Source organism: Actinomadura roseirufa, assembly GCF_900659635.1.
GTDB lineage: Bacteria > Actinomycetota > Actinomycetes > Streptosporangiales > Streptosporangiaceae > Spirillospora > Spirillospora roseirufa.
In genome coordinates, this window is record NZ_CAACVB010000007.1 from 19501 (window position 1) to 30828 (window position 11328).

General features: G+C 72.3%; 8 protein-coding genes. 6 read left to right on the forward strand and 2 right to left on the reverse strand.

The genetic code is table 11. From position 1 onward, the window contains the following. Positions 1-1014 (reverse strand): hypothetical protein, encoded by a 1014-nt coding sequence (locus E1291_RS02860; RefSeq protein WP_131735948.1) that lies wholly within the window; start codon positions 1012-1014, stop codon positions 1-3. Positions 1015-1155: 141 nt separating this feature from the next. Further along, the gene (locus tag E1291_RS02865) at positions 1156-2751 is read right to left on the reverse strand and encodes a hypothetical protein (protein WP_131735949.1); all 1596 of its coding nucleotides are present in this window, start codon (positions 2749-2751) and stop codon (positions 1156-1158) included. Between the two features lie 426 nt (positions 2752-3177). On the opposite strand from E1291_RS02865, the gene E1291_RS02870 reads away from it, so the two are divergent. The 6 genes from E1291_RS02870 (at position 3178) to E1291_RS02895 (ending at position 11152) form a co-directional block, all read left to right on the forward strand. Continuing rightward, the gene (locus E1291_RS02870; RefSeq protein WP_131735950.1) at positions 3178-4428 is read left to right on the forward strand and encodes a Mur ligase family protein; all 1251 of its coding nucleotides are present in this window, start codon (positions 3178-3180) and stop codon (positions 4426-4428) included. After that, positions 4418-5149 carry a type 1 glutamine amidotransferase gene (locus E1291_RS02875; RefSeq protein WP_131735951.1) on the forward strand — a complete coding sequence of 244 codons (732 nt, stop codon included), beginning with the start codon at positions 4418-4420 and terminating at the stop codon, positions 5147-5149. Before E1291_RS02870 ends, E1291_RS02875 begins: the two co-directional genes overlap by 11 nt. 138 nt (positions 5150-5287) lie before the next feature. Next, positions 5288-7954, forward strand: coding sequence for a glycosyltransferase family 2 protein (locus tag E1291_RS02880; RefSeq protein WP_207400517.1), 2667 nt, complete (start codon positions 5288-5290; stop codon positions 7952-7954). Continuing rightward, complete coding sequence (locus E1291_RS02885) at positions 7951-9417, forward strand: glycosyltransferase (RefSeq protein WP_207400518.1); 1467 nt, start codon at positions 7951-7953, stop codon at positions 9415-9417. The genes E1291_RS02880 and E1291_RS02885 overlap by 4 nt, the downstream gene beginning before the upstream one ends. Positions 9418-9758: 341 nt before the next feature. Next, positions 9759-10394 (forward strand): hypothetical protein, encoded by a 636-nt coding sequence (locus tag E1291_RS02890; protein WP_131735952.1) that lies wholly within the window; start codon positions 9759-9761, stop codon positions 10392-10394. A gap of 248 nt (positions 10395-10642) precedes the next feature. Continuing rightward, positions 10643-11152 (forward strand): hypothetical protein, encoded by a 510-nt coding sequence (locus E1291_RS02895; RefSeq protein ID WP_165494933.1) that lies wholly within the window; start codon positions 10643-10645, stop codon positions 11150-11152. Positions 11153-11328: the final 176 nt, after the last annotated feature.

Sequence of the window (11328 nt, forward strand, 5' to 3'; positions counted from 1 at the left end):
TCAGATCGTGTCGGCGTCGCGGACCGTGATGCCGGCCTTTCCGGCGTTCGGCGTCCAGAGGCGGATGAACTCGTTCTTGGCGTCGCTCGCGTTCTGGTTGCTCCCGGCGACCTCGTCGTCGTCCGGGCAGCCCGGCGCCGCGTCCAGGTACTTCTGGTTCGACTCCACGGACGCCTGCAACGCGCGGACCAGCGCGTCCTTCATCTCCTCGCCCTCCAGGAGCGCGCCGACCTCCAGTCCGCGGGCCTTGTCGAGCTGCTCGGTCCGCTGGTCGCGGACGCGCTGCAGGCCGGAGGTGCTGCACCCCGCGGTCACGACCGCGCCGAGGTCGGAACGGGTGCCCGCCATCTCCTTCAGCAGGGCCTCCACCGTGCCGGCCTGCTTCTCCAGCGCGTCCCCCTCGGCCGTGGGGGACGGGTCGCCGCCCTCGGTCTCCGGCGCCTCGGGCTCGCTCGGCTGCGCGCTCGTCCGGTCGCCCGCGGACGTGGCCGACCCGTTCGAGCCGCCCGACCCGTTCGGCCACAGCACGATCCCGAGCGCCACCGCGGCGAGCACCAGCATCCCCGCGGCGATCAGGAAGTAGGGCCGCCTGCTCTTCTTCGGCTGCTCGGGCGGCTGCCACATCGGGGGCTCCGCCCACGGCTCCGGCGACAGCGGGGTCGAGGTCTCGCCCGACGGGGGCATGGGCGTGGTGTAGTCGGCCGGGGACGCGGCCCAGGGCGGCGGCTCCTGCTGCCGCGCCCACGGCGGCGGCAGCGGATCGGCGCCCCCGAACCCGCTCGGCGGCCCGCCGGGCGGCCCGCCCTCGTACGGCACGCCCTCGTGCTGTGCGGCTTCGTGCCGTCCGCCCTCGTACGGCACGCCGGGCCGCCCGGGATCGCGCGCGGTGGCCTCGTCCCGGAAGAGCCCGCCCGGACGGAACGAGCCGTCGGGGGCGGGACCCTCGTGGGGGAGGGCGTTCTCCCCGGCGGACGCGTGGTCGAGCGGCGCGTTGCACCGTGTGCACCGGGGCAACGCCGGCGTGGTGTCGCTACCGCAGCCCGGACACCGCATATGAGCCCCTAACCGTGAGGTTCGACGGTGCAAAGATAACGCGCCGTCCCGCGACCCGGACTCGGCGCGCCCGGTCGCAACGCGCTCGTGATTCGCCCGGGGTCAGACGCGCTGCCAGTCGCGCGAGGGCAGGTCGGTGTTCTTGGCGACCGGGTTCCACAGCACGACGAACTGGCGCTTGGCCTGCGTGGCGCGCTGCTCGGCGGGGGCGCGGCCCGGGACGTGCGCGGCGTCGGGACGCGGCTTGCCCTTGCACTTGCGCTGGTTCCGCTGCGCCCACTGGAGCAGGACCTGGTCGACGTCCAGCGACGCCTGGAGGGCCTGCCGGAGCGAGCCGCGCAGCCGCTCGCCGTTCTGGACCTTGTCCAGCTTGAGGTTGTGGTTGCGGCGCAGCTGGTTCTGGCGGCGCTGCGCGACCGTCTGGAAGCCCTGGATCGCGGTGGGCAGATCCTTGCAGGTGCCGGCGTGCGAGAGGGCCGCGTTGAGGACGCGGCGCGTGTCGACGCTGGCGTTGAGGATCTCGTTCATCGCGCCGGCCTGCTGCCGGGCCGCGCTCGGGATCTTGTTGGTCTGCGCGACCTTCGTGTTCGCGGGCGTCGGGCTGACCGGCTTCGCGCCGGCCGCTCCCTTGCCGCCGGACGGCCACAGCACGAACCCGACGGCGGCCACGGCCACCGTGACCAGCGCCGACACCCCGATGATGAGCGGCTTGCCCGGCCCCCCGCGCTTGCTCGGCGCGGCGTGCCCCGGGTAGCCGCCGTCGAACCCGGGGCCGGCCGGGCCCATCGGGTTCCCGCCCATCGGCGGCGGCGTTCCCGGCCCCATCGGACCTTGCCCGAACTGTCCCGGCCCGTACTGATCCTGGCCGTACTGTCCCTGGGCGAATTGGTCCTGGCCGAACTGCGCCTGGACCGTCTGGCCCGGGACCATCTGAGTCTGTGCGAGGGCCGGGTTGAAATCGAGCCGCGTGCCCTCGTCCAGCGGCGTCCCGGGGTTGCCCATCGGGCCCGGCGCGCCGCCGTAGGGGCCGCCGTTGAAACCCCCGCCGTCCAGCATCGTCGACTCGACCGGCGGCTCGGCGCCCGCGCCGGGCGGCGCCGCGCCCCACCCCTGCCCGGCGGCCGGCTGCTGCGGCGTCCAGACCTGGGTGGCCTCGGCCTCGGGCTCCTGCGGCTTGCGCGGCTGCGCGTACCACGACTCCGGGACGATCGACTCCGGCTCGGGCAGCGGCTGCGCGCCGAACGCGGGCGGCCGATCCGCGCCGAAGGACGCGACGCCCCCGTGAGGCTGCGACCCGGCCGGGGACAGCGGCGCCGCGGACGAGCCGTCCGCCCAGGTGGGCGGCGGCGGGGTCGCGAACCCGCCGGACGGCTCGTCGGGGTTGAACGTCCACGCCGCGGTCGACTCGGGGTCGGTGGGCGCCAGCATCCCCGCGGCCTGCTGCGGCGGCTCGGGCGGCGGCCCCTGCTGCTGGAGCGCGGGTTGCGGGCCCGGCTGGACGGGTCCCGGTCCCTGCGGGGCGGGCGGCGCCTCCATCAGGGGCGCCGCGAGCGGCGGCGGCTGGTCGAACGGAACCGCGCCCTGCGGCGCCTCCTGCGGCGCCCAAGACGGTGTGGGCGGCGGCACCATCATCGTCTTGTCGCCCAGCCCGTCGGCGGCCGCCTGGCCGTGCGGATCGGCCGGGCCGACCGAGTACACGTCGATCGGCGCATTACAGTTCGAACACCTGCCGAGCGTCCCGGGCGTGTGAGAACCGCACGTCGGACACTGCATCGCTCAGACCTCGCCTTGTCGCCGCTTCGCCACGCTTGCGATCGGCCCGCCTCTGAACGGACCCCGTCTCCCCGCAAACCAGCAGGGCTCCCGACAAAAGTAGTGGGTGACGTCGTTCACGGGCGCGTGGATGGGAATCTGGCACACCGCTGCCGGGGGTCGCACCGAATCACGACATCTTGGTACTGGTCAAGATTGCCCGGAGTGGTTTACACGGCCCGGTGTGATGCTCGTCGCATCGGGCGGCGGCGCCCCGCACCGGCTAGGCTGGTGCGGGCCGGTTGAGGGCACTATGAGACTGACTCTAGGCTCGGAGCGGTTTCCCCGGCGCATCCAGAGAAGACGGAGTCCATGAGCGATCTTCCGCTGCGTTCGCAGCTGGCCGTCGCGCTCGGTCGTACGGCCGCCAAGGTGTCCCGCATCGCGGGCCGCGGGGACGGCTCGGTGATCGGCGGCCGGATCGGCCTGCGGCTCGACCCGGAGCTGCTGACCAGGCTCGCCAAGGACCGCAGGCTCGTCCTCGTCAGCGCCACCAACGGCAAGACGACGACGACCCGGCTGATCACCTCGGCGATGGCGCCGCTGGGGGAGGTCGCCACCAACGCCTTCGGCGCGAACATGCCCACCGGGCACGTGTCGGCGCTCGCGTCCGCCCCCTCGGCCCGCTACGGCGTGCTGGAGTGTGACGAGAAATACGTTCCGATGGTGCTCGCCGAGACGGGCGCGAACGTCGTCGCGCTGATGAACCTCAGCCGCGACCAGATGGACCGTGCCGCCGAGATCTGGCTGCTGGCCGGCAAGTGGCGGCGGGCGCTGGAGGCGTCGCCGCAGAGCCACGTCATCGCCAACTGCGACGACCCGCTCGTCACCTGGGGGGCGTCCACGGCCCGCAACGTGACGTGGGTCGCCGCCGGCCAGCACTGGCGCGAGGACTCCTGGTGCTGCCCCGAGTGCGGCGGCCCCCTCGACCGGCAGGACACCGACGAGGACAGCGACTGGCGCTGCCGGCAGTGCCACTTCGCCCGGCCCCGCCCGAACTGGATCCTGCGCGGCGACCAGATCGCGACGCCCGACGGCCGGGTGTTCCCGCTGACGGGGCTGTCGCTGCCCGGCCGCGCCAACCGCTCCAACGCGCTCGTCGCGCTCGCGGTCGTCGCCCAGTTCGGCGTGCCGCCCGAGCAGGCGCTGCCGCTGCTCAGCCAGGTCACCTCCGTCGCCGGCCGCTACACCACGGTCGAGCACCAGGGCCGCAGCATCCGGCTGCTGCTGTCGAAGAACCCGGCGGGATGGCTGGAGGCGTTCGACGTGCTCCAGCCGGCGCCCGGCCCGGTCGCCCTGTCGATCAACGCGCAGGGTCCCGACGGCCGCGACACGTCCTGGCTGTGGGACGTCGACTACCGCATCCTGCGCGGCCGTCCCGTCTGGGTCGCCGGGGAGCGCCGGGTCGACCTCGCCGCGCGGCTGGAGGCCGCCGAGGTGTCCTTCACCGTCGTGGACGACTTCGAGCAGGCCGTGATGGCGGTCCCGCCCGGTCACCTGGACGTGATCGCCAACTACACCGCCTTCCAGAGCATCCGAACGAGGTACGGCCGTGTCGTCTGACCGCATCAAGATCGTCTGGATCTACCCGGACCTGCTCAGCACCTACGGGGACCAGGGCAACACGATCGTCCTGGAGCGCCGCGCCGCGCTGCGCGGCATCCCGACCGAGACCGTGCACATGCGCTCGGACGAGCGGGTCCCCCAGGACGGCCACATCTACCTGCTCGGCGGCGGTGAGGACCGCCCGCAGATCCTCGCCGCGCAGCGGCTGCGCAACGACGGCGGCCTCGCCTACGCCGTGCAGCGCGGCGCGGTGGTCTTCGCCGTGTGCGCCGGGTTCCAGATCCTCGGCCACGAGTTCGGCGGCGAGGAGGGCCAGCCCGTCCCGGGCCTCGGCATCCTCGACATCCGCAGCGGCCGCGGGCAGCAGCGGGCGGTCGGCGAGGTCGTCGGCGACGTGTCCGCCGAGCTGAACATCCCGCGGATCACCGGCTTCGAGAACCACCAGGGCGCCACCAGCATCGGCCCCGGCGCCAAGCCGTTCGCCAAGGTCGTCTCGGGCGTCGGCAACGGCGACGGCAGCGGTTTCGAGGGCGCCTACAGCGGCCGTGTCCTCGGCACCTACATGCACGGCCCGGCGCTCGTCCGCAATCCCGCGCTCGCCGACCTGCTGCTCTCCTGGGCGGTGGGCCAGCGGCTCCAGCCCATCGACGACTCGTGGGCGGGCCGGCTGCGCGAGGAGCGTCTCAACGCCGTCCTGTCCGGGCCCGCGCCCCGCTGATCAATCCCGGGCGTCCGGTCCGGCAAAGAAGCCGCCAACCCGCCGCGCCGACCACGCCCCGCCCCCCGTCCCGGCCGGTATCCCTGCTGGCGTAGGTCAGCGCGGCGTCCGATGCCGCGCCACGGGGGAGGGTGCGCGGTGGGGGCGTCAGCGGTTTCCCGGGCACTCGCCGTCCCGGAGCGCGCGGCGGCCGGGCTCGTCGACGGCGTGGCGGTCGTCATGCCCGCCTACCAGGAGGCCGCGAACCTCCGGGCCACCGTCGAGGACTTCCTCGGCACGCTCCGCGAGGCCGGGGTCGAGCACGCCGTCGTGGTCGTCGACGACGGCAGCTCCGACGGCACCGGCGCGGTCCTGGACGCGCTCGCCGCCCGTCACCCCGGCCGGGTCGTCGCCGTCCGCCACGGCGCCAACCGCGGCTACGGCGCGGCTGTCCGCACCGGCATCGACGCGGCGCTGCGCCGCACCCGGCTGCGGCTGCTGCTGCTCACCGACGCCGACGGGCAGTTCCGCGCGGCCGACCTCCCGGCGTTCCTGGACCTGCGGCGGCGCGAGCGCGCGGACGTCGTGATCGGCTACCGGCGCGAGCGCGCCGACCCGCCCGCGCGCCGGATCAACGGACGGCTGTGGACGCTCGCGGCCCGGCTGCTGCTCGGCGTCCGCAGCCACGACGTGGACTGCGCGTACAAACTTTTCGACCGGCGGGTGCTGACCGGCCTGGAGCTGATCGGCGAGGCCGCGGCGATCGACCCCGAGCTGCTCGCCAGGGCCGCGCGGGGACGGCACCGGATCGTCGAGGCGCCCGTCGGGCACCACCCGCGCGAGCACGGCCGGCAGACCGGCGCCTCCCCGAAGGTCGTCCTCCGGTCCCTGCTGAGCCTCGCCCGCGTCCACCGGAACCTGGCGCGCGCGGCGCGGCGGGCGCGGCGGGCACCGGCGCGGGACCCGGTGCTCACGCTCGTGACGCTCGCCGCGTCCGCGCTGTCCGCGGCGGCGTACGCGCACTACGCGCGGCTCGGCGGCGTCCTCGCCTACGACGACGCCGTCTCGCACGCCCTCATCACCCGGCGCGTGATCGACGGCCCGGTGGCCGGACCGGCGCAGCTCGGCGGCGTGTGGCTGCCGCTGACGCACCTGCTCGCGCTGCCGCTCAGCGGTTTCGACGGGCTCTACTTCTCCGGCTTCGCGGGCGCGACCGTCTCCATGGCGGCGTTCGTGCTGACCGTCCGCTCCCTATACCGAATCGCGGCGCGCATGGCGCTCCCGGCGGGCGGCGAACCGGACGCCGGCGGCCCACCGGACGGCCGGGCCCGCGCGGCCGGCGCGGCGGCGGCGTTGCTGTTCGCGGCGAACAGCAACGTCCTGTACCTGCAGAGCACGCCCATGACGGAGCTGCCGCTCCTCGCCTGCGCCGCCGCGGCCGTCGACCACCTTCAGCGCTGGTGCCGCACCGGCCGGTACACGCACCTCACGACCGCCTCGATCGCGACGCTGCTGGCGACCCTCACCCGGTACGAGGGCTGGATCCTCGCCCTGGCCGTCGCCGCCGTCGTGGCCTACACCGCGGTCGCGGGCGACCTCGGCGTCGCGGGCGACACGCCGGTGTCCCGCGCGAGACGGCGCGTCCGGCTGGAGTCGCACCTCCTGTTCTTCTGCGCCGTCGCCTTCAGCGGGATCGCGGGCTGGCTGTGCTGGAACCACGTCCTGTTCGGCGACGCGCTCAACTGGAGCTCGGGCGCCTACGCCAAGCCGTCCTTGTGGGTGACGTCCGGCGAACGGGCGATCGGCGACCTGACCGTGTCGGCGCACGCCTACCTCGGCGCGGTGGGCCTGGTGGTCGGACCCCTCACGCCCCTCCTCGCCCTCGCCGGGCTGGCGGTGTACGCGTGGCGGCACCGGCTCCGCCCCGCGTCGGCCGCGCCCTACGTCACGCTGGTCTTCCTGCCGTTCTTCGTCCTCATGCTCTACCTGGGGCAGCGGCCCCTGCACATCCCGTCGATCAACGGCGACCTCTACAACGTGCGGTTCGGCCTGGTCATGGCCCTCGCCACTTCGGTGTTCGCCGGATACCTCTGCGTGCTCGTCCCGGCGGCACGGCCGCGCCGCGCGGCCGTCGCGGCGGTGGCCGCCACCGTGCTCGCCGTCCCCGGCACCGCCACGTTCGCCGAGCCGCTGGCCTGGCGGCGCCGGGCCGACCCTCGGACCGCCGTGGTCACCGCGTGGCTGCGCGGCCACTACGACGGCGGCCGTGTCCTGATGCAGGGCTTCGGCAACGAGTCGGTGTCGTTCCGGTCCCGGCTGCCCAGCGCACAGATCGTCTATGAGGGCGGCTTCCGCCTCTGGGACCGGGCCCTGGCCGACCCGGCGGCCAACGGCATCCGCTGGATCGTCGCGCGGACCACCCCCGGCGCCGAGGACGGCACCTGGACCGCACTGCGCGGCACCCCCGCCCTGAACGCCTACTCCCTCACCTACAACGACGGCCGCTACCGCGTCTACCGCCGAACACCCCCGCCCCCGCCCGCGAACCGGGCGGCGATCTCGGCGACGAGCCGGAGGGCCACTCCGGCGACGAGCCCATCCGCACGCGCGCCCGCGAACCCGGCGGCGCCTCCGGTGGCGTCTCTGGGGGCGGTCTCGGTGGCGGGGCGGGCGGCGAGTGCGGCGGCGGTGTCCTCGTCCGCGCCCGCGATCGTGAGTGCGGGTTCGGCCGCGTTTCCGGTCGTGGCCCCGGCGACCTCGGTTGTGAGGCCGGTCGTTAGCTCGGCGGCGGGGTTGGTGGGGCGAGGCGGGGGGAGTGGTTGGTGACCGCGCCGATGACCACGGCCGCGCCGCCGCGTCCCGCCGCCGCGCCCGCGCTGCTGCCGGAACCGCCTGAGGACCTCAGCGCGCGCCGCCTGCTGAGCCGCGGGCAGGCCGCCGTCGGCGGCGCCACCGCCGTCTTCGCCGCCGCCGCGCTCGGGGTCCACGCGCTGACGGGCGCCGGGCCGTCCTTCACGTGGTGGGCGCAGGCCGTGATCGCCTTCTGCACCGCCGTGTACGCGCTGGTGGTCGGGTTCAAGCTGCTGATGGTCCTCGGTTCGTGGGAGGCTCCGGTGCTGCGTTTCGGCCCGGACGACCTCCGCTCCGTCCCCAATGGCGAGCTGCCCGCCTACACCGTCCTCGTCCCGCTGTACAAGGAGGCCGAGGTCCTGCCGCACCTCCTGGACCGGCTCGGCCGCCTCGACTACCCCGCCGACCGCCTCCAGGTGCTGTTGCTGGTCGAGCAGGACGACACCGAGACACGGGACGCGCTCCCGCCCGAACTGCCGGGCTCGTTCGAGGTCGTCCTCATCCCGCCGTCCGCGCCGCGCACCAAGCCCAAGGCGTGCAATGTCGGCCTCGCCCACGCCCGTGGCGAGTTCGTCGTCGTCTACGACGCCGAGGACCGTCCCTCCACCGGCCAACTCCGCGAGGCCGTCCTCGCCTTCCGCGCGCTGCCCGACCGCGTCGTCTGCGTCCAGGCCGAACTCCAGTACTGGAACCCGTGGACGAACTGGCTGACCCGCTGCTTCGCCGCCGAGTACGCCACCAACTTCAGCCTCGTCCTGCGCGGCCTGGACCGCCACCGGCTGCCGATCCCGCTCGGCGGCACGTCCAACCACTTCCGCGCCGCGGCCCTGCGCGACCTCGGGGCCTGGGACCCCTACAACGTCACCGAGGACGCCGATCTCGGCATCCGCATCGCCCGTCGTGGGTGGGACGTCCGGATGATGGACTCGGTCACGGAAGAGGAGGCCAACAGCAGGCTGGGGAACTGGATCCGCCAGCGTAGCCGCTGGATCAAGGGCCACATCCAGACCTGGCTCGTCCACACCCGCCATCCGGTCCGGTTGTGGCGCGAGCTCGGCACCAGGGGCACCGTCGCCTTCCACCTCACGATGGGGTTCTCGACCTTCGCCGCATTGGCCAATCCACTGTTCTGGGCGCTGACCCTCATCTACCTGTTCACGGGCGTCCAGTTCATCGGGGTCCTGTTCCCGGCGGCGACGCTCTATACAGGGGTGGCCACGATGGCGGGAGGCAACCTCCTGATGGCCTACTGCATGATGACCGGCTGCCTGGAGCGCGACCTCCACCGCGCCGTCCGGACCATGCTGACCGCACCCCTCTACTGGGCCCTGATGAGCGTCGCCGCCTGCAAGGCTGTGGCGCAACTCCTGCGCCCCAGCCGCCGCCACTTCTGGGAACTCACCGACCACGGCCTGGTGAACGACCCGCCGCCCGGCTGATGAGCGGGCGGTGACATGGCGCAGCGGCACCTCGATCGGGAGTTTCTCGTACTCCTCTCCGTAAGCCGCTCGCGACCGTGCCGGCCATCTATTCTGAGCGATCCTCGGTCGGTTTTCGTAGATGGAAAGCGTGGCAAAGAGGTGGCCGCTGTCTTCGTGCCGGGACGAGATCTACGGGAGCGCGTCCGTTGAGCTGGAGGAGTACACCGCGATCCGGGCGGCGACCCCCGGGTCCGACCGCGTCTTTCAGATGGTGTCCAGTGCCCGTCCAGTGCCTGTCCAGTGCGGCTGAATAGCTTGTACCGCAACGGATCACATCACACCGGAAATGGAGGAGGGACATGCGAAATCGTTTGTGGAGATCCTGTACCCGGACCGCAGCGGCGATTACCGCTAGTGTCGTAACCCTCGCAGCGGGCGGAACTCTGACTGCCGCCGGCCCGGCCAGCGCCGCCACCTCGTCGAAACTGCGGGTGATCAAGGTCACCAACGGCGAGTTCAACGTCATTCTTCCGAACCCTCAGGTCGGAAGGCGGGCGGTGGCCGCGAGCAACGTTACGGCTGCCCACGCTTTCAGCAGCTTCCAGAAGCTCACGATCCAGTCGGAAGGCTTCGATATCGACGGACGTATTAAAGGCACGCTTAAGAGCCACAACTTCGAGAGCTTGTGGACGGTCTACAACCTGCCGAGATCGTCCGGCTGGAAGGTGTGGGCCCTCAGCTTCAAGAAGGACAGCAGTCAGAGCGTCCTGAAGGAGACCTTCCACCGGGAACAGCTGGTCAACCTCGACATCGACATTCACTTCACGGTCAAAGCCGCCTCGTTGAAGGGGGTATCCACCCTGCGCATCGGGTTCGAGACGGTGAGGCTGGAGCTCGACGGAGTGATTAAGGACTTCACGGTCGTCAACCCGGAGTCCGGCGGCGCGAAGGACCAGGACGGCAAGGAAATCCCGGTCGAATTCGACCCGATCTGACCGAGGCCTCCCGATGGGCTCCGGGCGACCTACCCGATGATGCGTTGACGACGGCGGCGATTGGTTCCGGGCAGGCACCGGCACCAGTCGCCGCCGAACCTCGTTGGGGCCGGCCCGCCGCGCGTGAAATGTGGACCGCCTTCCTTTTCGCACTTATATTGGCCGAGAGGGCTGACATGCCATCCACCACGAACACTCCGATATCGATGACCAGCCGGCATCCTGGTGTTCCTCGCATATCACTGGGCGTGGCACGGAACGTGCTGACGAGATTTGCCACGGCCGCCACTTCGACAATGGCGGCTGCAATGCTTCTGATCGGCGGCTCCAACGCCGCACTCGCGGACGGCGCGCATTTCGTGCCGGAGGCTACCGATGTCAGTTGGGATGGCACCGTCGCCACCGTTACGTTCCGTGAAGTCGGTGTGGTGCTGAAGGCGGACGTGACCACGATCTCCGTCAAGGTGACCGCCGACGTGGACGCCGTCTGCAGGCGAGGAGTTTCGACACTTCACATTTACCGGTCGGCGACCGCCCTGGATGCGAAGGACTATCCGATCGGCGACGACCACACCGTCGAAGGCGCCGCCAGGGTGCCGCTCGAGGTGCCGGGGTTGGAGGTTTCCGGCTTCACGTGTGTGATAACGAACACATCGGTCACGACTGTCCTCAAGGATTTCCGGACCGGCGCGACTCTGACCCACAGAACTGACCACCAACAGATCCGAAAAAGCACCACCAGGGCACTGCGTCAGTGATCCCTTGAAGATCTGAGGCAGGGCGTTCAAGGATTTCGTCTGCGGTCTTGGTCCAGGTGAAAGGCCGGGGCGCCGCGGTCCAGGGTCTGATCCAGTCGCATCAGGCGCCGCGGAGATCACCGCCTCGACCCGTCCGTCGGTGATCTTCCGCGGCCCTTGGCGTGGCGCAGCGCGGA